Source organism: Streptomyces sp. HUAS MS02, from assembly GCF_055702265.1.
On sequence record NZ_CM146747.1, the window covers coordinates 489130 to 514748 of the forward strand.

The following is a 25619-nucleotide window of genomic DNA, read 5'->3' on the forward strand; positions in this document are numbered from 1 at the left end:
AAATCACAGGCTCCACAGCTGGTTGACGCCTCCGGGTCACGTTCCGGTTCGCCCGGCGGGCGACGGGTTCTCCTCGACCGGGGCGGGCGCGGGCACCCGGCGGGCGGGGGACGCCTGGGCGAGGACGACGACGAGGGCCGCACCGGTCGTGAGGACGCCCGCCACCAGCAGGATCGCGTAGGGGGCGGTCGGGTCGTACGGGGCCCGGCCCGCGTAGGCGGTCGCGGTGACCGCCCAGAAGACGGCGGCATAACCGAGCGCCGCCACGGCCAGGACCCGCCCCGCCCGGCGGGGCGACAGTCGGCCCGCCTCACCCAGGATCGCGAGCACGGCGAGGAGTTGGATGCCGTGCAGTCCGGCGGCATGGGCGAGTTTCGCGCTGCCCGCCGCACCGAACAGCACCTCGCGCGGGACGCGTCCGGTGTCGTCGAAGGCGGCCTCCCCGATGGCGGCCATGTCCATGCCGATGTAGCCGGCGACCAGCACGGCCCCCAGCCCCACGAGCGTGGCGACGCGGGAGGGCCCGCCGCCGTCGAACCGGACCAGCGCGGCGACGAACAGCCAGACCAGGCCGAGGATCAGCGGCAGGATCAGGGTGCCGATCACGGACCAGATCGCCGAGTCGGTGTCCGTGGCCTGGTTGAAGTGGGAGGCGACCCCGCGCCAGCGCTGGGCGGTGATCAGCCCGACCTCGAAGAGGGCGACGACCGCGATCAGGCCCGCCGGGAACCGCACCCACCAGCGGGCGGGCAGCTGACGCACGACCCAGACCACGGACCACACCAACAGCCCGAAGGACACTCCGAACGCGACCGGCTTGCGCCAGGAGACCGGCCCCCACCACGGCTGCCAGTCGATCACCGCCACCAGCCCGTGCACCGCACCGGAGACCAGCAGAGCGGTCCCGCACCACCACAGAAGCCGCTGGAAGCGGCCAAGCGGACGCATGGCACGCCACACGTCCGCTGCCAGAACCGCCCCCACGTCCCTCGCGTTCATCCCAGCTCCCCTCCTGGCGACTGGGCTGACCGTAGGAGGACGGAGGGCGGCGGGCGTCCCCCCGAGGGGGTGCCGAAACGTACCCCCGTGGGGGTACTCGGCCGGCGACGGCGTGGGGGTGCGCTTCGGTCGAGGGGTGTGAGGTGTGCGTCGGTCGAGGGGCGTGGGGTGTGCGGAGATCGGGGGCGTGGGGGTCTGCGGGGGGGCGAGGGCCGGTCAGCCGAAGCCGGGGGGCCCGGGCGGCCCGAGAAGGTCCGTGGGCGCGCCACGCGAGTCCATCAGTCCCGACCGGTACGCCAGGACCACGGCCTGGGCCCGGTCGCGGGCATCGATCTTGTGCAGGATGCGTTTGACGTGCGTCTTGGCCGTGGACTCGGCGATCCCGAGCAGCTGGGCGAGTTCCGCGTTGGACAGCCCCTCGGCGATCAGCCGCAGCACCTGGACCTCGCGGGCGGTGAGGCCGCGCAGCCGGGCGCACTCGCCGGAGTCCGGCTCGCGCCGGGCCCTCCGGTCGTCGAGGACGAAGCGCGCGACGAGCGCCCGGGTGACGGACGGGTCGAGCAGGGTGTCCCCGGCGGCGACCGTGCGGACGGCGTCGATGAGCCGCTCGGGCGTGGCGCGCTTGAGCAGGAAGCCACTGGCACCGGCCCGCAACGCCCGCCACACGTACGCGTCGTCGGGGAACGTCGTCAGGACGAGGACCCGCGCGGCCAGACCCGCCTCGACGATCCGCCGAGTGGCCTCGATACCGTCGATGCCCGGCATTCGTACGTCCATCAGGACGACGTCGGGGGTCAGCGCGCGGCACAGTTCCACGGCCCGTATCCCGTCGGCGGCCTCTCCGACGACCTCGATGTCCGCGGCGGTGCCGAGCGTCACCGCGACACCGGTGCGCAACAGGGCGTCGTCGTCAGCGAGGAGCACGCGGACGGTCGGGGCGGCGGGCGCGCTCATGGCAGCGGCAGTTCGACGGTGAGGGCGAAGCCGATGCCGTCGTCGGCCGGACCGTGCGCCACCGATCCGCCGAGCGCGGCGGCCCGTTCGCCGACCCCGCGCAGCCCGCGCCCCGGCCGGTACTCCGGCGGCGGCCCGTCGCCGCCGTCCACGACCCGCACGAGCACCGCGTTCCCCCAGCGCTGTCTGCGGACCGTCACCTCGGCGGACCGGGCGTGGCCGTGCCGCAGCGCGTTGGTCAGCGCCTCCTGGACGATCCGGTGGACGGTCGGCCGCAGCGCGCGCGGCAGGGTGAGCGTCTCCGGCTCGACGCACAGCCGTACGTCCATGCCCGCGTCCGCCATGGGGCGCACCAGGTGGGCCAGGCCGCCCTCGGTGTCCCTGTCCTGCGGGAAGGTCATGACGGTGGCGTCAATGATGTCGGGGGCGTCGGTGGCGTCGGTGATATCGGTGGCGTCGTCGTCCGCGCGCAGGACACCGAGGAGCCGGTCGAGTTCGGCGAGGGCGTCACGGCCGGTGCGTTCGACGCTCATCAGCAGGTCCCGGGTGCGTTCGGGGTCGGTGTCGAGCACCATGCGTCCCGCACCGGCCTGGACCAGCATGGCGTTCACCGCGTGTCCGACGATGTCGTGCAACTCCCGGGCGATGCGGACCCGTTCGGCGACGACCGTCTCGCGGCGCAGCAACCGCCGCAGCTCCTCCGTCTCCCGGCGGCGGCGGGCGGTGGCGCAGCCCGCCACCCACACCAGCAGCCAGACGAGGACCACCGCGGCCTGGGTCACCCACGGATCGTCCTTCGGCGCGAAGTGGGCCAGCACACCGGGCGGTACGAGAAGCGCGCCGAGCACGGCCCTGCGGGGACTCGCGTACAGGCCCAGCGAATGGACGCCGATGAGGTTCGCGACCGGCGTCAACTGGCCGGGCCCCACCCACAGGGCCTCCACGACGAGCCCCGCCGTACCCACCGCGTACCCGGCGAGCGGGGCGCGGCGCCGGACCGCCAGGCCCCCGGCGATCATCGCGCCGAGGGCCAGGACAAGGGGCGGTGAGGCGTCGGGGTCCTCCCCCGCGCCGAGCCGTACGACGGTCATGGCCACGAACAGCACGGCGGCGGCCGCCACGTCGCCCGGTGGCAACCGCAGCCGCCGGGCCCGGCCCTCCGCCATGCTCCGCCCCACCCCGTCAGCTGATGCAGGATCAAGTCCCTTTCAAACTAACAAGGTTGACGGAGCATGGGGATCGCATCCAGGGGGCGGTACGGGATCAGTAGTTCCCGCGCCTGACCCGGCGGAGCAGGACGACACCGGCCAGCACCGCCACACCGCCGATCATCGCGGGCCACAGCTGCGAGCCGGTCTCGGCGAGGCTGCCCGACGCCGACCCGGACCCCTGCGCGCCGGGCTGCCCGGCGGCCGACGGCACGTTCGCCGCGGGCGTCTGCTCGGGGGCCGCGACCGCGTCGCCGCCGTCCCCGGCGTCGTCCGCGCCCTCGCCGCCCTGGTCGCCCTGGTCCGCCTGGTCGCCGCCGGCGGGGTTGCCGCGCTGGGTCGCCTTCACCGAGCCGAGGACCTGGGGCTCCTTGTCGCCGCCCTGGCCGGCCTGCTCGTCGGCGCCGCCGGGTGCCTGGGCGGTCTCGGAGGGCTCGGCCGTGTTCTCGTCCTGGTCCTGGCCAGCGCCCTCGTCCTGACCGTCGTCCGGCTTCTCCTGTCCCTGGTCCTGGTCCTCACCCTGGTCCTGACCGCCGTCCTGGCCCTGGCCCGGGTCCTGCCCCTGGTCGTCACCCTGGCCGGCGTCGCCGCCCTGGTCACCACCGTTTCCTTGGTCGCCACCGTCGCCCTGGTCACCGTCGCCCTGGCCACCGTCGCCGTCGCCCTGGCCACCGTCGCCCTGGCCGTCGCCGAGGTCGGCCGCGTCGCACTCGCGGCCGTCGTTGATGCAGTCCACCATCGCCCGCATCAGGTCCTCGTCGAAGACATTGATGAAGTCACCGTGGTCGGTGACGGCCTTGTGGAGCTGCTCGGGGAAGGAGTCCACGGCGAACAGCGGCGTCGTGCGGCCGCCGTCCTGGAGGCTCGGGGCGTCGACGTCGTAGACGATGCGCTGGACCAGCTGCGGGATGGCCTTGAAGCCGGCCGCGCAGCTGCCGTCCGCGGCGGCGAAGGCCACGTGCGTACGGTGGTTGGCGCTGTCGATGTTGCGGCCGTCCCAGCAGCTCTGGAACTTGAAGGTGCGCACGACGTCGCTGCCGGAGGGGCAGAGCGGGTACTTGTCCTTCAGCTGCCGGTCCTCGAAGCCGGTGCAGCTCCAGGACGCGTTGGCGTTGGCCGGGCCGTTGACGAAGGCCTTGGCGTCGCCGGTGATGATGCGCAGCAGCCGCGGCATCTCCACGACCTCGCCCCGCGGGCTGCCGACGAAGGTCATGGTGACCTCCTTGGGCGTCACGATCTCACCGGCGTTGCCCTCGATGCCGCCGCCGGGCGAGTTGGCGTCCTGCTCGGCGGTGCCGTTCTGCAGCCGGATCACGGGCCAGAAGTACGACGACCTGTCGCCCTGGTTCTCACAACTGGTGTCGGCGGCGGCGAGGTCCTCGTCGCTGGCGAAGGCGTTGTTGCCCTGGTTGCCGATGTAGTCGTGGAAGTGGTGCGCGCCGTTGGAGACGCCGGGGGCCACGATGACGTTGTCCGAGTTGAACACGCCATTGGCGTTCACGCCGCAGTCGGTGCTGAAGGAGCCGGTGGAGCCGTTCTGGCCGCCGCGGTTCCCGGCGTTCGGCTGGACGGACCTGATGTCGGCGTAGTCCGCGGCCACCGGCCCGTTGCCGGCCTGGCCGCCGTTGCCCTGCTGCCCCTGGCCGCCCTGGTCCTGACCGCCTTGGCCGCCCTGGTTCTGGCCGTCGCCGTTCTGCTCCCCACCGTCCTGCTCACCGCCGTTCTGACCGCCGTCCTGGCCGGCGTCCTGGTTCTCGGCGGGACGCAGTTCGCAGGCGGCGAGGGAGTCGAGTCCCTCGGGGCGGTCCCCGACGCGGTCGATGGCGATCGCGATCCGCTCGATCGTCGCCGCCCGCTTCTCCTTCAGCGGGTTCATGATCGCGTTGTCGGCGAACCCGCTGTCCTGCTGCTGGGCCTGGACGGAGTTCTGCAGCCGCTGGTAGGCCTCGGCTATCTGCTGGTCCAGGGCGGCGAGTTCCTTGTCGACGCCCTCCCGTGCCCCCTCGGGCACCTCCGTCAGCTCGCTGCCGACATCCGGGCAGTCGATCGTGCCGGCGGCGGAGGCGACCCGCTCGACCCAGTCGTCGGGCGAACCGTCCTCGGTGGCCGACGCGTAGACGTTGACGGCCACGAGGCCACCTCCGCCCAAGATCAGCGCGATCGCGGCAGAGGTCGCGCGCCGTGCTCCGGATGGGCGTCTGCGCCTGGTGGTGCGTCCCACGGATAGCTCCTACAACGTCGTGGTCGGGTCCGGACATAAAAAACCCCAGCCTTATACGGAGCCGGACCTCGATGTGTTCAAACGCCTCGCAGATTCACAGAAATCCCACAGGTGGCAGGGCATCACACATGGTCAAAGGGGTAGCAAGCGCTCTCGCGACCGAGCTGCCGAATGCCTCGGCCGGGGCAGCGCACGACCCCCTCTCGCCTCCGGGCGCGGGGCAGTGTAGACATGGGCACATGGTCCGTCTCCTGGGTCGATCTCGCTCTCAATCGACCCGCCGTCCCCAGGGTCGGCCTGCGCAGGGCCGGGACGACCGCGCCCGGCGGGTTCCGCACGGATCGGACGGCGGCCCGAGCCGGGAGCCGGAACACGGCCGGGGCCCGCTCTCGGGGTTGCGGTCGGCGCTGAGCGGGCGCAGTGTCGCCGGGCAGGTGTTCCTGCTGCAGGTCGTGATCGTGCTGGTACTGGTCGTGTCGGCCGTGGTGGCACTGGTCCTCCAGGTGCGGCACGACAGCTCCAGGGAGGCGCACAACCGTTCGCTCGCGGTGGCCGAGACGTTCGCCAACGCGCCGGGCACCCGGGAGGCGCTGAACGCCCCCGATCCGACGGCGGTGCTCCAGCCGCGCGCCGAGGCCGCCCGGGTCCAGTCCGAGGTGGACTTCATCGTCGTGATGAACACCGACGGGATCCGGTACACCCATCCGAAGACCGACCGCATCGGCAAGCAGTTCGTCGGCGCCATCGAACCCGCGCTGAAGGGCGAGTCCTTCACCGAGGAGGTGAACGGCACCCTCGGCCCGCTGGTCCAGGCCGTGGTGCCGGTGAAGGATCCCGACGGCAAGGTGGTGGGCCTGGTGTCGGCCGGGATCACCACCGAGAACGTGGGCGGGGCGGCCGAGCAGCAGCTGCCCCTCGTGCTGGCCGCCGCCGCGGCGGCCCTCGCCCTGGCCACGGCGGGCACGGCGCTCGTCAGCAAACGCCTGCTGCGGCAGACCCACGGGCTCGGCCCGTCCGAGATGACCCGCATGTACGAGCACCACGACGCGGTGCTGCACGCCGTACGGGAGGGCGTGATCATCGTCGGCGGCGGAGGCCGGCTGCTGCTCGCCAACGACGAGGCGCACCGGCTGCTGGACCTCCCCGCGGACGCGGAGGGCCAGGACGTCCACTCCCTGGGTCTCGAGACGCACATGGCGGATCTGCTGGCCTCGGGGCGGGTCGCCAACGACGAGGTGCACCTGGTGGGCGACCGGCTGCTGGCGGTCAACCAGCGGCCCACCGACCTCCAGGGCGAGCCCTCCGGCAGCGTCGCCACGCTTCGCGACTCCACCGAGCTGCGTGCCCTCTCGGGCCGCGCGGAGGCCGCGCGGGAGCGGCTGAAGCTGCTCTACGACGCCGGGGTGGGCGTCGGCACCGGCCTGGACGTGACCCGTACCGCCGAGGAACTGGCGGAGGTGGCGGTCCCCCGGTTCGCGGACTTCGTCACCGTGGACCTGTCCCCGGCCGCGCTCAGCGGCGACGAGCCCGAGACGGCCACCACGCTGCGCCGTACGGCGTGCACCGGGATCCGCAAGGACGCGCCGCTGTACAAGGTGGGCGAGCTGATCGACCTGGTCCCCTCCTCGCCGCAGGCCCGCAGCATCGACAGCGGAACCTCGACCCTCGTGGCCGACCTCAGCCGGGCGACCGGCTGGCAGGCCCAGGACCTCGAACGGTCCGCACAGGTCGTCGAGTACGGCATCCATTCGTTGATCACCGTGCCGTTGCGGGTGGGCCAGCTGGTGCTGGGCGTCGCCAGCTTCTGGCGCTCGGAGAAACCCGAGCCGTTCGACCAGGAGGAGCTGGCGCTCGCCGAGGAACTCGTGGCGCGCGCGGCGGTCTCCATCGACAACGCGCGCCGCTACACCCGCGAGCACACGATGGCCGAGACCCTGCAGCGCAGTCTCCTGCCGCGGAACCTGCCCGAGCAGAGCGCGCTGGAGGTCGCCTACCGCTATCTGCCCGCGCAGGCCGGGGTGGGCGGCGACTGGTTCGACGTGCTGCCGCTGTCGGGCACCCGGGTCGCCGTCGTCGTGGGCGACGTGGTCGGTCACGGTCTGCACGCGGCGGCCACGATGGGACGGCTGCGCACGGCGGTCCACAACTTCACCGCGCTGGACCTGCCGCCCGACGAGATCCTGGGGCTGCTGGACGAGATGGTCAGCCGGATCGACCAGGACGAGGCGGCCCTCGACGGCAACGCCCCGATCACCGGGGCGACCTGCCTGTACGCGATCTACGACCCGGTATCACGGCGTTGCACCGTCGCCCGCGCCGGTCATCCGCCGCTCGCGGTGGCCCGGCCCGACGGCACGGTCGACTTCCCCGACGTGCCGGCCGGTCCGCCGCTCGGTCTGGGCGGGCTGCCCTTCGAGACGGCAGAGCTGGACCTCGCCGAGGGCAGCCGCATCGTGCTGTACACCGACGGTCTCGTCGAGGACCGGGAGCGGGACATCGACGACGGGCTCGAACTGCTGCGCGCCGCCCTGGCGGGGGCCGACGGCTCGCCGCAGGGCAGCTGTGAGGCCGTGCTCGACGCGCTGCCACCGAGCCGGGCGAGCGACGACATCGCGCTGATCGTCGCCCGCACCCGGGCACTGGACTCGGGCCGTGTCGTCGAGTGGGAGGTGCCGGGCGACCCGGCCGCGGTCCGCCGGGCGCGCTCCGAGGCCACCCGGCAGCTGGCCGTCTGGGGCCTGGAGGAGCTGGAGTTCACCACCGAGCTGATCCTCAGCGAGCTGGTGACCAACGCCATCCGGTACGGCGGCGGCCCGATCCGGGTCCGGCTCATCCACGACCGGCAGCTGATCTGCGAGGTCACCGACAGCAGTCACACCTCGCCCCATCTGCGGTACGCCGCCACGACCGACGAGGGCGGCCGGGGCCTGTACCTCATCGCCCAGCTCACCCAGCGCTGGGGCACCCGCTACTCCCCCACCGGCAAGACGATCTGGACCGAACAGGCGCTGCCCTGACGGCCGCCGGACAGCCGCGTCCGGAAGGACCCGGCACCCAACGCACAAGGAGAGACCGGAGCATGCGTACAGGACTGCTCGGAACCGGACCGTGGGCCGAGATGGCCTATGCCCCTGCGCTGAGCGCCCACCAGGAACTGGAGTTCGCGGGGGTGTGGGGCAGGCGCCCGGAGGCGGCCAAGGAACTGGCCGACCGGCACGGCGGGCTGCCGGTGTACGAGGACGTCGACGCCCTGTTCGCGGACGTGGACGCGGTCGCCGTGGCCCTGCCGCCCTCCGTGCAGGCACCGCTCGCGGTGCGCGCGGCGCGGGCGGGCTGTCATCTGCTGCTCGACAAGCCGCTGTCGACCGACGTCGAGCAGGGGCGGGCGGTCGTCGAGGCGGTCGAGGAGAGCGGGGTCGCCTCGGTCGTCTTCTTCACCGCCCGGTTCCAGACCGCGATCGACGCGTGGATCACCGAACAGGCCGCCCGGGAGGGCTGGTTCACGGGTCGCGCGGAGTGGTTCGGGTCGCTGTTCGCCGAGGAGAGCGACAGTCCGTTCGCCAACTCGCCGTGGCGGCGGGAGAAGGGCGGACTGTGGGATGTGGGCCCGCACGCCCTGTCCGTGCTGCTGCCGGTCCTCGGGGACGTGGTGAAGGTGGCCGCCGCCGTGCGGGGGCCCCGGGACACGGTCCATCTGGTGCTCCTGCACACCGGCGGGGCGTCCAGCACGCTCACCCTCAGCCTCACCGCCCCGCCCGCGGCCGCCGGTGCCACGGTCGAGCTGCGCGGCCGGGCCGGGACGGCCGTACTGCCCACGACCGACGAAGGGGTCGTACCGGCTCTGGTGCGGGCGGGGGACGCGCTGCTGGCGGCGGTCCGTAGTGGTCGTCCGCATCCGTGCGACGCCGCGTTCGCGCTGCGCGTGACGGAGCTACTGGCTGCCGCGGAAGGGCAGTTGACCGGCTGACGAGCCCGACTCGGGGCCCCGCGTTCGAGTTTGCGTTCGACGTGTGCCGGACATCGTCCGGTGGCGGGCACGCCTTCGCCTCGCGCGTTTCGGTGAGGAGGTGCCCGTGAGCGTGACGGACGGGGACGCCGCCGGGCCCCCGCGGCGTGGGGCGGCGGCCCGGAAGAAGGACCAGGACGCGCGGACGGTCATGCGGCTGCGCCTGGGGGTCGGGGTCATCGGTGTCCTGCTCCCCCTGGCGCTGCCGGCCGGCAACTGGATCGCGGCGCGGATCGACGGGCGGACCGGTGAGGACTCCTGGCCCGGTTCCATGAGCGGCGCGTACTACACGAGCACCCGTGACGTCTTCGTCGGTGCCCTGTGCGCGCTCGGGATCTTCCTGATCGTCTACCGGTTCGACCGGTTCAACGACATCCTGGGCACCGTCGCCGGCGCCTGTGCCCTGGGCGTCGCCCTCTTCCCCACCGCGCCGGGGTCCGGGGGCGACACGGGACAGCGGACGGTCTCGGTGTTCCACCAGGTCTTCGCGGTCGCCCTGTTGACGGCGATGGCGGCCTTCTGCATCTCCATGTACCGGGCGCCCGGCTTCAAGGACCGGCCGTACGCGCGGCGTCCCTATCTGGTGGCCGGTGTGCTGATCCTCGTCTTCATGGCGCTGGCCGCCGTGGCGGCGGCGACCGAGGTGGGCGACGACTGGACGGTCACACCCCTGTACCTGTGCGAGTGGCTGTCGGTGTGGTCCTTCGGCTTCGCGTGGACGGGGGCGGCGCTGTCCCTCGCCGCGGACATCGACCGGCTGTCGCGGACCCGGGCGGTGGTCGACGCGGTGGCCGGGTGGCTCCGCTCCCTCGGTGGCCTCGGCTCCTCGGTCGGCGGCGGGCTCAGACCCGGGAGCCGGTGAGGAAGCGGTCCAGGGTGGCGGTCAGCTCCGCCGGCTTCTCCACGGGCAGTTCGTGGCCGGCGTCCAGGATCCGCACCTCGGCGTCCTGGCAGGCCTTGGCCATGCGGAGCATCTGGGCGACGGGCAGTTGGATGTCGTGGTAGCCGTGGACGAGGAGGACGGGGGTGCTGATCTCGCCGAGGCGGTCGAGGACGTCGAAGGCGCGCATGGCGCCGTACAGGGTCCGCACGACCTCGCGCGGGGTGGCGGCGGAGGCGCGGATGTACTCCCGGATCTCCTCGCGGGGGTAGCCGGGCGCGAAGGCGCGCTGGATGTTGGCGGCGACGAACAGCTTGAACGGGACGCGGGTGGAGACCGCCATCAGCAGGCCGCGGCCACGACTGTAGGTCATGCGGCCGATGGAGTTGACCAGCACCAGGCGCTCCACCCGCTCGGGGTGGGCGAGGGTGATGGTCTGGCAGATCATGCCGCCCATGGAGTGGCCGATCAGGACGAAGCGCTCGACCTCCAGGTGATCGAGGAGGGCGAGCACGTCTCCGGCCAGCTCCTCGATCGTGCGCACCCCGGCGCCGCCGCTCTCGCCGTGCCCGCGCAGGTCGAGGCGGATCACGCGCCGCTTCGCGGCGAAGTGCGCGACCTGGTGGTCCCAGCGGTGCCGGTCGGCGGTCCAGCCGTGGACGAACACCAGGGGCACGCCGTCGCCTTCGCGGGGGCCCTCGTCGTCGTACGTCAGCGCGGCGCCGTCGACTTCGAGCTGCGGCATGAGGGCCTCCTGAGGTGCGGTCCGGTCCGGTCGATCCGGTTACTGGCCGGTACGGTAGCCGTTGACCCGGCCCGCGTAAATCGTTGCCCAGCACGGTGTACGCGCCGTCCCGCAAGGGTGGGCGATGTCCGGTTCACCGACCGGACCCGCGCTGTACTCCCGCGTGAACACACTGACCACGGGAAACAGGTGACAGACTGGCGCCATGGAAGAACGCGCATTCGGTAGGTCGGGTCAGCACGCGTCCGTGGTCGGTCTCGGCACGTGGCAGCTGGGCGCCGACTGGGGAGACGTCGACGACAAGGAAGCCCTCGCGGTGCTGGAGGCCGCGGCCGAGTCGGGGGTGACCTTCTTCGACACGGCCGACGTCTACGGCGACGGACGCAGTGAGCAGACCATCGCCACGTTCCTGCGGAGCAGGCCCGATCTGCATGTCTTCGTCGCGACGAAGATGGGCCGCCGTGTGGAGCAGATCCCCGAGAACTACGTCCTCGACAACTTCCGGGCCTGGAACGACCGCTCCCGCCGCAACCTCGGCGTGGACCGCCTCGACCTGGTCCAGCTGCACTGCCCGCCCACGCCGGTCTACTCCTCCGACGAGGTGTTCGACGCGCTCGACACCCTGGTCGCGGAGGAGCGCATCGCCGCGTACGGGGTCAGCGTGGAGACCTGCGCGGAGGCGCTGACGGCCATCGCCCGGCCCGGCGTGGCGAGCGTGCAGATCATCCTCAACCCGTTCCGGATGAAGCCGCTCCTCGACGTCCTCCCGGCAGCCGAGAAGGCGGGGGTCGCGATCATCGCGCGCGTTCCGCTGGCCTCGGGGCTGCTGTCCGGCAAGTACACCAAGGACACGGTCTTCGCGGAGAACGACCACCGCACCTACAACCGGCACGGCGAGTCCTTCGACCAGGGCGAGACCTTCTCCGGCGTGGACTACGGCACGGGCGTGGAGGCGGCCGTCGAGTTCGCCGCGCTCGCTCCCGAGGACTTCACCCCGGCCCAGCTGGCGCTGCGCTGGATCATCCAGCTGCCGGGCGTCACGACGGTCATCCCGGGCGCCCGCACGCCCGAGCAGGCCCGCGCCAACGCGTCGGCCGCCGCACTGCCGGAGCTGTCCGGCGAGACGCTCACGGCGATCCGGGAGCTGTACGACCGCCGGATCAAGGAGCAGGTGGAAAGCCGCTGGTAGGACGGCGTGCGGGGGTTGTCCGGCGCGGCACGCCGGACGACCCCCGCGGGCACGTCAGATGCGGCCGCCGGTGAGCCGGGTGATCGGGCCGTGGACGTGGCGGCCGGAGCGGCGGCCCGCCGCGTAGGAGGCGGCGGTCAGGGCGGTGAGGCCCGCGCCCACGCCGGCGGCGACGAGCTTGCGGTGGGCGATCACCGTCATGGCGGTCTTCGCGGTGGCGGCCACCTGGCCGGAGGCCTGCACCACCGCCTGGCGCCCCGCCTCGACACCCTTCACGGCGCTGTGCACGGCACCGTTCGTGCTGTCGGCGGCGCGCTTGGCCGCGTCGGCCGCGCGTCCCGCCCCGTCCTTGGCGGACGACGTCGCGTCGTCCACCTTGATCGCGGCCGTCTTCGCGGACGCGGTGGCGGGTGCGGTCGCCTTGCCGGTGGCGCGACGGGCCTTGGCCGCGGCCGTTTCGGCGGACGCGGAGTTCTCGTTCGGGTCTTTGTTCGGTCGAGTCATGGAAACCGCGTTGCCGTTCACCGCCGCGGCAAACACGTCATGTCAGGGCAGAGAGGCCGGGGAGCGGTCGCAGAGGGGCCACAGAAGGACCGTGACGGTCTCCACCGGCCCTTCCCGGCCCTTCGCCAGGGCCTTCCCCGCCGTCCGGCCATTCCCCCGCATGGCATAAGATCGCTTTATGAGGTCATAGACCCGACCCGCGTACCTGGTTAGGGTCACCTTAGTTTAGGGTTCCCGACGAGACGCTTTTCTTCCGCTCGAAGGGAACCTGAACATGCCCCGCCCTCTGCGGGTAGCCATTGTCGGAGCCGGACCCGCCGGGATCTACGCCGCCGACGCGCTGCTGAAGTCCGACGTCGCCACCGAGCCCGGTGTGTCCATCGACCTCTACGAGCGGATGCCCGCCCCGTTCGGACTGATCCGTTACGGCGTGGCCCCCGACCACCCCCGCATCAAGGGCATCATCACCGCCCTGCACCAGGTGCTCGACAAGCCGCAGATCCGTCTCTTCGGCAACGTCGACTACCCGTCGGACATCAACCTGGACGATCTGCGCGCGTTCTACGACGCCGTGATCTTCTCCACGGGCGCGACGGCCGACCGGGCGCTCGACATCCCCGGTATCGACCTCGACGGCTCCTACGGCGCGGCCGACTTCGTCTCCTGGTACGACGGCCACCCCGACGTCCCGCGCACCTGGCCCCTGGAGGCCGAGAAGGTCGCCGTCCTCGGTGTCGGCAACGTGGCGCTCGACGTGGCCCGGGTGCTCGCCAAGACGGCGGACGAGTTGCTCCCGACCGAGATCCCCGCGAACGTCTACGAGGGTCTCAAGGCCAACAAGGCCCTGGAGATCCACGTCTTCGGCCGCCGCGGCCCGGCGCAGGCGAAGTTCTCCCCGATGGAGCTGCGGGAGCTGGACCACTCCCCCAACATCGAGGTCATCGTCGACCCCGAGGACATCGACTACGACGAGGGCTCCATCGCGACCCGGCGCGGCAACAAGCAGGCCGACATGGTCGCCAAGACCCTGGAGAACTGGGCGATCCGCGACGCCGGCGACCGCCCGCACAAGCTGTTCCTGCACTTCTTCGAGTCGCCCACCGAGATCCTCGGCGAGGACGGCAAGGTCGTCGGCCTGCGCACCGAACGCACCGCCCTGGACGGCACCGGCAACGTCAAGGGCACCGGCGAGTTCAAGGACTGGGACGTCACCGGCGTCTACCGCGCGGTCGGCTACCTCTCGGACAAGCTGCCCAAGCTGCCCTGGGACGTCGACTCGGGCACCGTCCCCGACGCGGGCGGCCGGGTCATCGAGGAGACCGGCGCGCACCTGCAGTCGACGTACGTCACCGGCTGGATCCGGCGCGGTCCGGTGGGCCTCATCGGGCACACCAAGGGCGACGCCAACGAGACCGTCGCCAACCTCCTGGACGACTTCGCGAACGGCCGGCTGCACGAGCCGTCGGCGCCCGCGCCGGAGGCCGTCGACGCGTTCCTCGCGGAGCGGAACGTGCGCTTCACCACGTGGGAGGGCTGGTACAAGCTCGACGCGGCGGAGAAGGCGCTCGGCGAGCCGCAGGGCCGTGAGCGCGTGAAGATCGTCGAACGTGAGGACATGCTGCGCGCCAGTGGCGCGTAGCACTCCGCCGACGGGCTGGGGGGAACTGCGGACCGTGGTCGAGCGCGGGTCGTTCGTGGCCGGTCGCGCAGTTCCCCGCGCCCCGTTTCAGGGGTCCGCGGCCCCATCGACGGGTCCGCGGCCCCTTGAGGCATAAGCTCGGACAATGGCCAAGTACTACGACGTCCACCCCGACAATCCTCAGCCGCGTGCCATCGGGCAGGTGGCCGACACCATTCGTCAGGGTGGGCTGATCGCGTATCCGACGGACTCCTGCTTCGCCCTGGGGTGCCAGCTGGGCAGTCGTGACGGCATCGAGCGGATCCGTACGATCCGGCAGCTCGACGACCGTCACCACTTCACCCTGGTGTGCGAGAACTTCGCGCAGCTGGGCCAGTTCGTGCACGTCGACAACGACGTGTTCCGTGCCGTGAAGGCGTCGACGCCCGGCAGTTACACCTTCATCCTCCCCGCCACGAGGGAGGTGCCCCGCAAGCTTCTGCACCCCAAGAAGAAGACCGTGGGTGTGCGCATCCCCGACCACCGGGTGACCCAGGCCCTGCTCGCGGAGCTGGGTGAACCGCTCGTCTCCAGCACGCTGCTGCTGCCCGACGAGGAGGAGCCGCTGACGCAGGGCTGGGAGATCAAGGAGCGCCTGGACTACCTGGTCGACGCGGTGGTGGATTCCGGGGACTGCGGCACTGAACCGACGACCGTCATCGACTTCTCCAGCGGCGAGGCCGAGATCATCCGCAAGGGCGCGGGCGACACCTCACGGTTCGAGTGAGGTCCGGGCCCCTGTCGGGGCTCAGGTCTGCCGCAGCGGCTCGTACACCTCGGGTCGCAGGCCGAACGTCCAGGCCACGCCCTCTCGGGCCGTGGTCGTGGTGGGCGGCACCCGCAGCCAGTAGGTGCGGCTCGTGCCGTCCGGCTCCGGTGTGGAGTTGACGACCTCCACCATCACCACGTCCTCGTCGCCCGGCAGGGCTATCCGCCAGAGCACTCCCGTCTCGTCGCGGTGCACCGGCTTCGCCCCGGACTCCTCCAGGTAGCGGTCGTAGCCGTAGTACTCCAGCATCACGCGGCGCAGCTCGGCGTTCTCCTCCGCCCGGATCTCCTGCGGGGTCAACCCGCCCAATCGGTCGAGGAATTGAGCCGGGACGGGCAGTCCGCGCCAGGCGTGCAGGGCGAAACCGTCGGAGAAGGCGAGCGCGGGCCCGTCCCCGCGGTCCAGGCGGCCCGCCTCGTCGCGGTGCAGTTCCACGGGCCGTTCGGCGACGACCGCGACATGCTCGTACGGCCACCACCAGCCGGCCGTGCGGGCCACCTCGGCGAGTCCGTCCAGCTCGGGGGCCGCGTCGAGGGCGGCCAGCCAGGCCGCGTCGTGCTGGCCCAGGACCGCGTCCAGGAGCAGCAGCCGGACGCCGGTCTCCTGCTTGCGGTCGCCGGGGGCCAGGGCCTCGACGATTCCGGTACGGACGCGGTCGACGAGGGGCCGGGTGGTCTCCCAGAGGTCGGCGCCGGTCGCCCGCCAGTGGTCGCCCCAGCCGGTGGGGCCCAGCCGGGTGTGCAGCCGGGCGCGGGCGGCGGCGACCGGTCGGTTGCGGACGGCGTCACGGACGCTCGCCCCGGTCGCCGGGAGCGCCTCGCCGTCCTCCGGGGCCGCTCCCGAGAGCAGGCGCAGCGCCGCCAGGGGCGAGCGGGCCCACACGATCCGCTGGGGCTCCGCCAGCCCCGCCCGCCGGTACGCCAGACGCACGCCCGCCTCGGTCCGCGCCCGGTCGCCCGCCCCGGTGGCCGCCGCCACCGCCCGCCAACTCGCCTGTTCCGTCACGCCGTTCCTCCTGGATGTCGATGTCTGTCCACACGGCCGCCGCACGTCACGGCCGCCGTCTCCGCCCCACGGCCTCAGTCGGCGACGATCCGCACCGACCCCGGTACGTACTCGCGCTGACGGATCACGCGGTACCAGCCCTTGGGCAGGGAGATCGCGGCGTGCTCCTCGTGGACGACGCGGGCGCCCTCGGGGACGTGCAGCAGCATCGGCCCGAACACGCCCGCCTCGCGGATCAGACGGCCGGGGCCGACCACGGCGTGCGCGTGACCGGTGACCTCGCCGAGGGCGAGGACGAGCCGGCCGCGCCCGTCGCGCGGCTCCGACGTGGCGTCGAGCGCGGCTTCGGGCACCGCGCTCCGCGCCAACGACACAATGAGGACGTCTCCTTGCCGGTACATGGGTCTCCCTCCCGTCGGGCACTTCCAGTGCCACGAGACGACCGTAGGGGCCGCCACTGACAATCAGCCCGGCACGGCGGTTCGCCGGGGCGAGCGCGGGTGTTCGTCCACAGGACGGGGGGTCCGCCGCACGCGGTGTCAGTGGGACTTGGTAGAACTCCCCTACCCGGCGGCGCTGTGTGCTCCGGGTGCGCGACGGGCGGACCGGGCGGGGACCCGGCCTCCGCTCATGGACATGGAACGAAGGGGCGGGGCGCACATGACCATCGGGAGCCATCTGGAGGAGTTCCACGACCTGCCGGTCCACCGCTTCCCCAAGTCGGTGAAGGACCGGCCGGGCGCCGCCGGTCTGCCCGCGCCCGAGTCGGTGGCCTGGAACATCACCGTGGACTCGTACGACACCGAGGAGGGCTGGGGGGAGGCGTTCGGCCGGTTCCTGGCCTCGGTCGACACCGAGAAGGTGCGGGCGCTGGTGGTGGGCGCCTGGAACGAGGTCTACGACAACGGCCCCGAGAAGATCGTCGAGGCCCTGGTGGCGGCGAAGGACCGGCTGCCCTCGCTGCGCGCGCTGTTCCTCGGCGACATCGTGATGGAGGAGTGCGAGATCTCCTGGATCAACCAGGGTGATGTGAGTCCGCTGCTGAACGCCTTCCCGGAACTGGAGGAGTTCGGGGTGCGGGGCGGCCAGGGGCTCGTCTTCCCGGCGTTGCGGCACGAGCGGCTGCGCTCGCTGACGGTGGAGACCGGCGGTATGCCCGCCGAGGCCGTCCGGGGAGTCGCGGGCAGCGATCTGCCGGCCCTCGTCGAGCTGGACCTGTGGCTCGGCACCTCGGAGTACGGCGGCGACAGTGAGGTGGCCGACCTGGCGCCGATCCTCGCGGGCACCCGGCTCCCGGCCCTCAAGCACCTGCGGCTGCGCAACAGCGAGATGCAGGACGACATCTGCGCGGCCCTGGCCGCCGCCCCGGTGGTGGCCCGCCTCGACGTGCTGGACGTGTCGATGGGCGTCCTCACCGACGACGGCGCGACCGCGCTCCTCACCGGTCAGCCGCTCACCCACCTCAAGACGCTGGACCTGCACCACAACTACCTGAGCGCGGCCGTGCGCGACCGCCTGCGGGACTCGCTGGAGGCCGAGGGGGTCCAGGTCGACGTCGACGCCGACGACGCCGAGTCGGACGAGGAGGAGGACGGCACGGTGTGGCGGTTCGTCGCGGTGGGCGAGTGAGCGCGTAGGGGTACGCGGGCGAAGGGGGGGCGGAGTGTCCGGTCGGAGCAGTGCGGCGGGGATGGGACCCGGCCCGTACAGGTGGGTGGTCGTCGGGAACGGGGAGAACCGGCGGGTCGGGCTGTTCCTCGCGGCGGCGGAGGCGGCCGGCGCCGGGAGGCCCCGCGTCGTCGAGTGGCGGGACGTGCTGCGCGACGGCGGCCACGAGTTCGCCGACGACGAGATCGTCCGGCTGGAATCGCCGGGTGAGAACGCCGAGGTGGACCGGCTGCTGCGCGATCTCGGGGACCCGACACGGGTGGAGGGCTCGGCCACCTGGTACGCCCGTTTCCTGGCCGCCGTGGATTCACTGCGGGGCGGGCTGCGGCTGGACGGTCCGGCGGATCTGGCGGTGCTGTTCGACAAGCGGCTGTGCCACGCCCGGCTCGCCGCGGCCGGGGTCCCGGTGCCGCCGTCGCCCACCTCGGGCGGCACGCTCGCGGTGGGCGGCTGGGACGACGTGCGGGCGGTGATGCGGGAGCACGGCATGCCGCGCGTCTTCGTGAAACCGGCCCACGGCTCCTCCGCGTCCGGTGTGCTGGCGGTCGAGACATCGGCGAGCGGACGGCTGCGGGCCACCACCTCGGTGGAGGTGTCCGCGGACGGCGGGCCGCACGCCCCGCCGCGGCTGCACAACTCCCTGCGGGTGCGGCGCTACGCGGACGAGCGGGAGATCGCCGGCATCGTCGACGCTCTCGCGGCCGACGGGCTGCACATCGAGCGCTGGCTGCCGAAGGCGTCCGCGCAGGGCAGGTCCGCCGATCTCCGGGTGCTGGTGGTGGCGGGCCGGGCCACGCACGCGGTCGTCCGCACCAGCCGTTTCCCGATGACCAATCTCCATCTCGGCGGGGCACGGGGTGATCTGACCTCGGTCGTGGACGCGGCGGGCGACCGCTGGCGGCAGGCACTGGACATCTGCGAGCGGGCCGCCGCCTGCTTCCCGGACACGCTGTGCGTCGGCGTGGACCTGCTCCCGGCGATCGGCTGGCGCCGGTTCACGGTGGGCGAGGTCAACGCGTTCGGCGATCTGCTGCCCCGGCTGACCGGACTGCCGGGCGGCCCGGCGGAAGGTCTCGACACGTACACGGCACAACTCGCGGCGGTGCGGAGCGCGATGCTCGCGGCGCCCGCGCACCACCCCCAGGCAAGGAAAGACCATGCACGCTTCTGACCCGGCCGGCACCACCACGGTCGAGCCGGACATGAACGAGGTGGTGGGCCGCGACGACCTGCTGCTGCTCACTCTCGACACCCTGCGCTACGACGTGGCCGTGCAGCTCGCGGCGGAGGGCCGGCTGCCGAATCTGGCCGCCCGTCTGCCGGGCGGCACCTGGGAGAAGCGGCACGCGCCCGGCAGCTTCACCTACGCCTCGCACCAGGCGATGTTCGCGGGGTTCCTGCCCACCCCGGCGAGGCCCGGACCGCATCCGCGGCTCTTCGCGGGCCGGTTCGCCGGCAGCGAGACCACCGAGGAGCGCACCTTCGTGTTCGACAGTCCCGACCTGGTCTCGGGGCTGGCCGCGCGCGGCTACCGCACGGTGTGCGTGGGCGGTGTCGGCTTCTTCAACAAGCAGGGGGCGCTCGGCAGCGCCCTGCCGGACCTGTTCCAGGAGAGCCACTGGGAGCCGGAGTTCTCCGTGGCCTCACCCACGTCGTTCGAGTCCCAGGTGGCCCGCGCCGAACAGGTCGTGGCCGAACTGCCCGCCGACCGGCGGCTGTTCCTCTTCCTCAACGTCTCAGCGCTGCACCAGCCCAACTGGTTCCACCTGCCGGGCGCCACCCGCGAGGCGGGCGACAGCCCGGCCACGCACGCGGCGGCCCTGGAGTACGTCGACCGGCACGTCGGCCGGCTCTTCGCCGCGATGAGTTCACGGCGCCGCTGCTTCGCCGTCGTCTGCTCCGACCACGGGACCACCTACGGCGAGGACGGGTACACCGGACACCGCCTCGGCCACGAGGCCGTGTGGACCGTCCCCTACAGCCACTTCTTCCTGGAGCCGTCCGCATGACCGTGACCGCGCCCCTGGTCCGCCCCTACCAGCACTACGTCTACGCCTACCCGCACAAGACGGCCTACCGGAAGCTGCCCGGCGCCCCGCTGCTCGCGGACCTGTGGGCCGGTGAGTCCCGGCAGGCACTGTCGCTGTACGCGCACATACCGTTCTGCGAGGTGCGCTGCGGATTCTGCAACCTCTTCACGCGGATCGGCGCGCCCGACGGGCTGACCGGCCGCTATCTCGACGCCCTCGAACGGCAGGCGATCGCGGTGCGGGAGGCGCTCGGGGACGCGGAGCCGGTGCGGTTCGCGAACGCGGCGTTCGGCGGTGGCACCCCGACCTATCTGGAGGCCGCGGAGCTTGAGCGGCTGTGCGACATCGCCGAGCGGCACATGGGCGCGGACCTGCGGGCGATCCCGCTGTCGGTGGAGGCATCCCCGGCCACGGCGACCGCCGACCGGCTCTCGGTGCTCGCCGAGCGGGGCACCACACGGCTGAGCCTCGGCGTGCAGAGCTTCGTGCCGGAGGAGGCGCGTGCGGCCGTACGACCGCAGCGGCGGTCCGACGTGGAGGCGGCGCTGTCCCGGATCCGGGACGCCGCGATACCGATCCTCAACATCGACCTGATCTACGGCATCGACGGGCAGACGGCGGCCAGTTGGCGGCTGTCGCTCGACACGGCCCTCGCCTGGCGGCCTGAGGAGATCTACCTCTATCCGCTGTACGTCCGGCCGCTCACCGGGCTCGGCCGGAACACGGACCCGGTGCTCGCGGACCGCGACTGGGACGAGGCCCGGCTGCGGCGCTACCGCGAGGGCCGCGACCACCTGCTCTCCCACGGCTACGAGCAGGTCTCCATGCGGATGTTCCGCCGTGCGGACGCTCCGCCGCAGGGCCCGGACGACCACGCCTGCCAGACGGACGGCATGATCGGCCTGGGTTGCGGAGCCCGTTCGTACACGTCGAAGGTGCACTACTCCTTCGACTACGCGGTGCACATGAGCCAGATCCGCACGATCATCGACGACTACACCGCCACCGAGGACTTCGGCCGGGCCGTCCACGGTCGGGTGGTCGACGAGGACGAGGCGCGGCGCCGCCATCTGCTGCAGTCGCTGCTCCAGGCGCGAGGGCTGCCGGTGGCGGACTACCGGCGGCGGTTCGGGTCGGACCCGTACGCCGACTTCCCCGTGGAGCTGGACCTGCTGGCCGCGCGCGGCTGGCTCGCGGGGACGGGCCCCGGGCTGCTGCAGCTCTCCGCCGAGGGGCTGGCGCACTCGGACGCCATCGGCCCCGAGTTCTTCTCCCCCGCCGTCCGGGCGGCGATGGCCGCGTACGAGCCGAAGTGACGACGCCGTGGACCTGACGATCCTCTACCGGGGCCCGCTCGCCTCCTGCGACTACGACTGCCCCTACTGCCCGTTCGCCAAGCGCCGCGACTCCACGGACCGGCTGCGGGCCGACCGCGCGGCCCTGGAGCGTTTCACCGCGTGGGCCCGGGAACAGACCGGCGACCGGCTCTCGGTGCTGTTCACGCCGTGGGGCGAGGGGCTGGTGCGGTCCTGGTACCGCAAGGCCCTGGTCGAGCTCTCCCACGAGCCGCACATCGGCCGGGTGGCGATCCAGACGAACCTGAGCTGCCGCACGGAATGGCTGGCGGAGGCCGACCCGGACACGGTGGCCCTGTGGTGCACGTACCACCCCGGGCAGACACCGTACGAGAGGTTCCTCGGCAAGGCGCTCCGGCTGGCCGGTGCGGGGATCCGCTTCAGCGTGGGGATCGTCGGACTGCCGGAGCATCTGGAGCACGCGAGGCGGCTGCGCGGGGAGCTGCCGGAGCAGGTGTATCTGTGGGTGAACGCCGCCGAGGGGCACACCTACACCGACGAGGAGGCGGCGCTCTGGACCGAGTTGGACCCCCTGTTCCCGTTCAGCCGCCACCCGCACCGCTCGGCGGGCCGCGCCTGCCGCACCGGCTCCACGGTCGTGTCAGTGGACGGGGAGGGCACGGTACGACGCTGCCACTTCGTCAGAACCGAACTGGGCAACCTGTACGACGGCTCCTTCCGCACGGCGCTGGCGCCCCGCCCCTGCCCGTTGTCCGTCTGCGACTGCCACATCGGCTACGTCCACCTCGAAACGCTCCCCCTGTACGACGTGTTCGCGGGCGGCGTCCTGGAACGCGTGCCGACGCCGGCGGCGCGAGCAGGAATCCGAAAGCGAGTGGGTCCATGACCTCAGCGCTCAACAGTGGTCCGTGGCTGCGGCGTTACCGGCCCGCGCCCGAGGCGGCCGTACGGCTGCTGTGTCTGCCGCACGCGGGTGGCTCGGCGAGCGCCTACCACCCCATGGCGCTGGCGCTCGCCCCGGACGCCGATGTGCTGGCCGCGCAGTACCCGGGGCGTCAGGACCGCTATGCCGAGCCGCCGTCGGAGAGCGTCCGGGAGCTGGCCGAGCGGATCGTCGAGGCCGTCACCGGCGACGACGACCGGCCGCTCGCCCTCTTCGGGCACAGCATGGGGGCGGTGGTCGCCCACGAGGCGGCACTGGCCCTGGAGGCGGCCGGCCGGGCCCCGGTGCGACTGTTCGTCTCGGGGCGGCGCGCGCCCTCCGCACGCCGGGCGGGCCCCGCGCTGCACCTCGGCAGCGACGCCGAACTGCTCCGGGAGGTGCGCCGGTTGGGCGGCACCGACGGGCAGGTCTTCGAGGACGAGGAGCTGGTGCGGCTGGTGCTGCCCGCGCTGCGCGGCGACCACAAGGCGCTGGAGACGTACGAACCGCGCCCGGGCGACCGGCTGACCTGCCCGGTCACCGTCCTCACCGGCGACGCCGACCCGGTGACTCCGGTGGCGGACGCGCGGGCCTGGAGCGGCCACACCGACGGACCGACCGAGCTGTGCGTGTTCCCCGGCGGTCACTTCTACCTCAACGACCGGCCGCGGGAGGTCGTCGACGTCGTACGACGCCACCTGGGGCTGTAGGCCGGAGGGCGGGGCGAGCGCTCACACCCGCCAGCTGTACCGCCGTTCCGGGCGCCCGGCCACGCCGTAGCGCAGGGAGACGTCCGCGCTGCCGGTGCCGTGGAAGTACTCCAGGTAGCGGCGGGCGCTGACCCGGGAGATGCCGGTGAGGGTGGCGCACTCGGTCGCGGAGAGGGTGCCGTCGGCGGCGCGCAGGGTGGCCTCGATCAGCTCGGCGGTCTCCACGCTCATGCCCTTGGGCAGGGCCCCGGCCGTCGACGCCGGCGCGGTGGCTCCGGCGAGGACCCGGTCGACATCGGCCTGGCCGCGGACGACGGTGGTGAGCAGCCGGCCGCGCTGGGCGGCGTACCGCTGGAGCCGGGAGCGCAGTTCCTCGAACTCGAAGGGCTTGAGGAGGTAGTCGACGACGCCGTGGCGGACCGCGCCGCGCACGCTGTCGGCCTCCCGGGCGGCGCTGATGACCATGACGTCGCAGTCGTGTCCGGCGGTGCGCAGCCGGGGTATGACGTCGAGGCCGAAGCCGTCGGGGAGGTAGAGGTCGAGGAGGACCAGGTCGGGGCGGAGTTCGTCGACGGCGGCGACGGCCTGTTCGCCGGTGCTGGCGACGCCGACCACGTGGAACGGCTCGACGCGTTCGACGAAGGTGCGGTGGACCCGGGCCACCATGAAGTCGTCGTCGACCACGAGCACGTCGATGGTGCCGGGCGGGCCGCTCGAACCGGACGGTCTGCTCGTGCCGGTCATGGTGTCGCTCGTACCGGACGGTCTGCTCGTGCCGGTCATGGTGTCGCTCCTTCCGCCACCGCGTCGGCGAGGTGGCTGACGGTCATACGGGCGGTGAACATGGCCCCGTCGGGGGTGTTGGTCACCGAGATCTCACCGCCGTGTCGTTCGCAGACCAGGCGGGTGAGGGCCAGGCCGATACCGCGTTCGCCTTCCCGCGCGGCCTTGGTGGTGAAACCGTGGGAGAAGACCTCACGGGCGAGTTCGGGAGCCACCCCGGGGCCCGAGTCGCGGACGACGATCTCCACGCTGGAGGCGTCCTGGCGCAGTTCCACCTCGACCCAGGCCTCGCGCGCGTCGGCGCCGGCCCAGCGGTCGGGGTCCTCGGGGGCGGTGGGGGCGGCGGCCGCGTCCACGGCGTTGTCGACGAGGTTGCCGACGACGGTCGCCACGTCGGCGGCGTCCTCGGGGGCGAGCCGGTCGAGGTTGGTGGCGTCCGAGATCCGCAGGGTGACCCGGCGTTCGGCGGCCAGCGAGGTCTTGGCCGTGAGCAGGGCGGCGACGGCGGTGTCACGGACGCGACGGCTGAGGGTGACGTCCAGGGAGTGGCGGTGCCGGCTCAGCGCCCGGATGTAGTGCACGACCTCGTCCTGCTCGCCGATCTGGATGAGCCCGGAGATGGTGTGCAGCTGGTTGGCGAACTCGTGGGCCTGGGCGCGCAGCAGCTCGGAGGAGCTGCGAAAGGAGCCGATCTCGCGTTCGAGGCGGGCCAGCTCGGTGCGGTCCCGGAGGGTGGTGACGGAGCCGAGGTGGCGGCCGTCCTTGGTGACGGTCATCCGGTTCATCACCAGGACCCGGCCGCGCCTGATCACGACCTCGTCGCGCTGGTGGGGTGCCTCTTCCTGGGCCCCGGCGAGGACGTCCCGCAGCCGCCCCTCGACGCCGAGGTCGGCGAGGCTCTTGCCGACGCAGTCCTCCGGCAGGTCCAGCAGGCGTCGGCCCATCTCGTTGACGAGGGTGAGCCGGTGGTGGGGGTCGAGGGCGATCACGCCCTCGGCGATGCCGTAGAGCATGGCCTCGCGGTGTTCGGCGAGGCCGGCGATCTCCTGCGGCTCCAGGCCGAGCGTCTGCCGTTTGACCCGCCGGGCGAGCAGCCAGGAGCCGACCAGGCCGAGGCCGCTGGCGATACCGAGGTAGGCGAGGAGGTAGGAGGAGGCACCGCTGAGGCGCTGCCACACCGTCGGGGAGGCCTCGCCGATCATGACCGTGCCCAGCAGCAGGCCGAGGTTGTCGTTGGTCGTCGCGCCGAGCACGGGCACCTGGGCCACGAGCTCGCGGCTGCCGTCCAGGGTCAGTGAGCCGGACCAGCCGCGGCCCGCGACGGCGCCCTCGCCCACCGGCAGCGGGTCGCCGATCGCCGTGGGGTCGGTGGAGCTGACGATCCGGCCGTCGGCGTCGGCGACGGTGACGGAGGTGACCCCGGACTGGGTCTGGGTGGAGTTCACCAGGGGCGCCAGCGCCTCGTGCGCGACGGGCCGTGCGAGGCGGTCCCGGACCAGCGGGTTGGCGGCGAGCTGCTCGGCGAGCGCGGTGACCCGGCGGCCCTCGACCCGGTTGAAGGTGGCCGCCGACTGAGTGAGCGAGACCGCCGCGACCGCCAGCAGCACCACCACGACGATGGCGAGCTGGAGGACCAGCATCTCGCCTGCGAGGGTATGGCGACGGAACACCACGACGGACTCTTCTCTCTGCCGACGCCGTCCCGGGCGCCGCTCATCTCTGTACCGGACGCCGCGTCGGGCGCCTCGCTCCTGTCTGCGTCGACGCCGCGTCCGGCGTTTCGCTCTTCCCGGTCCGGCACCACGCCGGGCGGTCCGCGGCTCGGGCGCCGCCCTGTGCGGTGGGTCGCCCAATCATGGCGCCCGCGTGCGATCCGGGAAAGGGAGGTGTGGGGGACGTGCCCATAAGGTGACAGGGGCCGTGACCACTACGACCACAACCTCCGTTGCTTTCGCAAGGGTGCCAGGCCCCTCCCACGCGGGCACGATGTGGCCCAGGTCACCCTCCCCCCTCGACCCGACCGACAGGTGGT

The 25619-nt window shown here is 72.7% G+C and carries 22 protein-coding genes; 12 read left to right on the forward strand and 10 right to left on the reverse strand.

The genetic code is table 11. From position 1 onward, the window contains the following. Positions 1–36 precede the first annotated feature (36 nt). The 4 genes from ACZ9QC_RS02180 to ACZ9QC_RS02195 all read right to left on the reverse strand — a co-directional run bounded on the left by ACZ9QC_RS02180 (position 37) and on the right by ACZ9QC_RS02195 (position 5292). A complete protein-coding gene (locus ACZ9QC_RS02180; protein ID WP_472918525.1) occupies positions 37–999 on the reverse strand; it encodes a hypothetical protein in 963 nt (320 codons plus the stop codon). A gap of 216 nt (positions 1000–1215) precedes the next feature. Then, positions 1216–1953, reverse strand: a complete 738-nt coding sequence (locus tag ACZ9QC_RS02185) for a response regulator (RefSeq protein WP_472918526.1) — start codon at positions 1951–1953, stop codon at positions 1216–1218. Further along, the gene (locus ACZ9QC_RS02190; protein WP_472918527.1) at positions 1950–3119 is read right to left on the reverse strand and encodes a sensor histidine kinase; all 1170 of its coding nucleotides are present in this window, start codon (positions 3117–3119) and stop codon (positions 1950–1952) included. The genes ACZ9QC_RS02185 and ACZ9QC_RS02190 overlap by 4 nt, the downstream gene beginning before the upstream one ends. A gap of 97 nt (positions 3120–3216) precedes the next feature. Then, positions 3217–5292: a DUF1996 domain-containing protein gene (locus tag ACZ9QC_RS02195; protein WP_472918528.1), complete on the reverse strand. Its 2076-nt coding sequence runs from the start codon at positions 5290–5292 to the stop codon at positions 3217–3219. Between the two features lie 329 nt (positions 5293–5621). Here ACZ9QC_RS02195 and ACZ9QC_RS02200 point away from each other — a divergent pair, with 329 nt between their 5' ends. From ACZ9QC_RS02200 to ACZ9QC_RS02210, 3 genes are all read left to right on the forward strand, one after another. After that, positions 5622–8399, forward strand: a complete 2778-nt coding sequence (locus ACZ9QC_RS02200) for a SpoIIE family protein phosphatase (protein ID WP_472918529.1) — start codon at positions 5622–5624, stop codon at positions 8397–8399. Positions 8400–8461: 62 nt separating this feature from the next. Next, positions 8462–9349 (forward strand): Gfo/Idh/MocA family protein, encoded by an 888-nt coding sequence (locus ACZ9QC_RS02205; RefSeq protein ID WP_472918530.1) that lies wholly within the window; start codon positions 8462–8464, stop codon positions 9347–9349. A gap of 106 nt (positions 9350–9455) precedes the next feature. Then, positions 9456–10250 carry a hypothetical protein gene (locus tag ACZ9QC_RS02210; RefSeq protein ID WP_472918531.1) on the forward strand — a complete coding sequence of 265 codons (795 nt, stop codon included), beginning with the start codon at positions 9456–9458 and terminating at the stop codon, positions 10248–10250. Here ACZ9QC_RS02210 and ACZ9QC_RS02215 read toward each other — a convergent pair. Beyond that, complete coding sequence (locus tag ACZ9QC_RS02215) at positions 10231–11013, reverse strand: alpha/beta fold hydrolase (protein WP_472918532.1); 783 nt, start codon at positions 11011–11013, stop codon at positions 10231–10233. The genes ACZ9QC_RS02210 and ACZ9QC_RS02215 overlap by 20 nt on opposite strands. A 205-nt stretch (positions 11014–11218) precedes the next feature. Here ACZ9QC_RS02215 and ACZ9QC_RS02220 point away from each other — a divergent pair, with 205 nt between their 5' ends. After that, positions 11219–12202: an aldo/keto reductase gene (locus ACZ9QC_RS02220; protein WP_472918533.1), complete on the forward strand. Its 984-nt coding sequence runs from the start codon at positions 11219–11221 to the stop codon at positions 12200–12202. A gap of 54 nt (positions 12203–12256) precedes the next feature. Here the strand turns inward: ACZ9QC_RS02220 and ACZ9QC_RS02225 are convergent, their stop codons facing one another. After that, a complete protein-coding gene (locus ACZ9QC_RS02225) occupies positions 12257–12742 on the reverse strand; it encodes a hypothetical protein (protein ID WP_472918534.1) in 486 nt (161 codons plus the stop codon). Between the two features lie 238 nt (positions 12743–12980). On the opposite strand from ACZ9QC_RS02225, the gene ACZ9QC_RS02230 reads away from it, so the two are divergent. After that, the gene (locus ACZ9QC_RS02230) at positions 12981–14345 is read left to right on the forward strand and encodes an FAD-dependent oxidoreductase (protein ID WP_472918535.1); all 1365 of its coding nucleotides are present in this window, start codon (positions 12981–12983) and stop codon (positions 14343–14345) included. Positions 14346–14490: 145 nt separating this feature from the next. Continuing rightward, positions 14491–15111, forward strand: coding sequence for an L-threonylcarbamoyladenylate synthase (locus tag ACZ9QC_RS02235; RefSeq protein WP_472918536.1), 621 nt, complete (start codon positions 14491–14493; stop codon positions 15109–15111). Positions 15112–15132: 21 nt separating this feature from the next. Here the strand turns inward: ACZ9QC_RS02235 and ACZ9QC_RS02240 are convergent, their stop codons facing one another. Next, positions 15133–16158: a DUF6745 domain-containing protein gene (locus ACZ9QC_RS02240; RefSeq protein ID WP_472918537.1), complete on the reverse strand. Its 1026-nt coding sequence runs from the start codon at positions 16156–16158 to the stop codon at positions 15133–15135. Positions 16159–16232: 74 nt separating this feature from the next. Continuing rightward, positions 16233–16559, reverse strand: coding sequence for a hypothetical protein (locus ACZ9QC_RS02245; protein WP_472918538.1), 327 nt, complete (start codon positions 16557–16559; stop codon positions 16233–16235). Between the two features lie 259 nt (positions 16560–16818). Here ACZ9QC_RS02245 and ACZ9QC_RS02250 point away from each other — a divergent pair, with 259 nt between their 5' ends. Genes ACZ9QC_RS02250 through ACZ9QC_RS02275 form a run of 6 tightly spaced genes read left to right on the forward strand, consistent with a single transcriptional unit; the run spans position 16819 to position 22804 of the window. Further along, entirely contained in the window at positions 16819–17787 is a 969-nt protein-coding gene (locus ACZ9QC_RS02250; protein WP_472918539.1) for an STM4015 family protein, read from the forward strand. Between the two features lie 34 nt (positions 17788–17821). Beyond that, entirely contained in the window at positions 17822–18997 is a 1176-nt protein-coding gene (locus ACZ9QC_RS02255; RefSeq protein ID WP_472918540.1) for an STM4014 family protein, read from the forward strand. A 31-nt stretch (positions 18998–19028) separates the two neighbouring features. Then, positions 19029–19835: an STM4013/SEN3800 family hydrolase gene (locus tag ACZ9QC_RS02260; protein ID WP_472921982.1), complete on the forward strand. Its 807-nt coding sequence runs from the start codon at positions 19029–19031 to the stop codon at positions 19833–19835. Further along, positions 19832–21172, forward strand: coding sequence for an STM4012 family radical SAM protein (locus ACZ9QC_RS02265; RefSeq protein ID WP_472918541.1), 1341 nt, complete (start codon positions 19832–19834; stop codon positions 21170–21172). Before ACZ9QC_RS02260 ends, ACZ9QC_RS02265 begins: the two co-directional genes overlap by 4 nt. 7 nt (positions 21173–21179) lie before the next feature. Further along, positions 21180–22058, forward strand: coding sequence for an STM4011 family radical SAM protein (locus ACZ9QC_RS02270; RefSeq protein ID WP_472918542.1), 879 nt, complete (start codon positions 21180–21182; stop codon positions 22056–22058). After that, positions 22055–22804 carry a thioesterase II family protein gene (locus ACZ9QC_RS02275; protein ID WP_472918543.1) on the forward strand — a complete coding sequence of 250 codons (750 nt, stop codon included), beginning with the start codon at positions 22055–22057 and terminating at the stop codon, positions 22802–22804. Before ACZ9QC_RS02270 ends, ACZ9QC_RS02275 begins: the two co-directional genes overlap by 4 nt. A 21-nt stretch (positions 22805–22825) precedes the next feature. Here ACZ9QC_RS02275 and ACZ9QC_RS02280 read toward each other — a convergent pair whose 3' ends face one another. Then, a complete protein-coding gene (locus ACZ9QC_RS02280; protein ID WP_472921983.1) occupies positions 22826–23548 on the reverse strand; it encodes a response regulator in 723 nt (240 codons plus the stop codon). Between the two features lie 35 nt (positions 23549–23583). Then, a complete protein-coding gene (locus tag ACZ9QC_RS02285; RefSeq protein ID WP_472918544.1) occupies positions 23584–25227 on the reverse strand; it encodes a sensor histidine kinase in 1644 nt (547 codons plus the stop codon). Between the last annotated feature and the right edge of the window lie 392 nt (positions 25228–25619).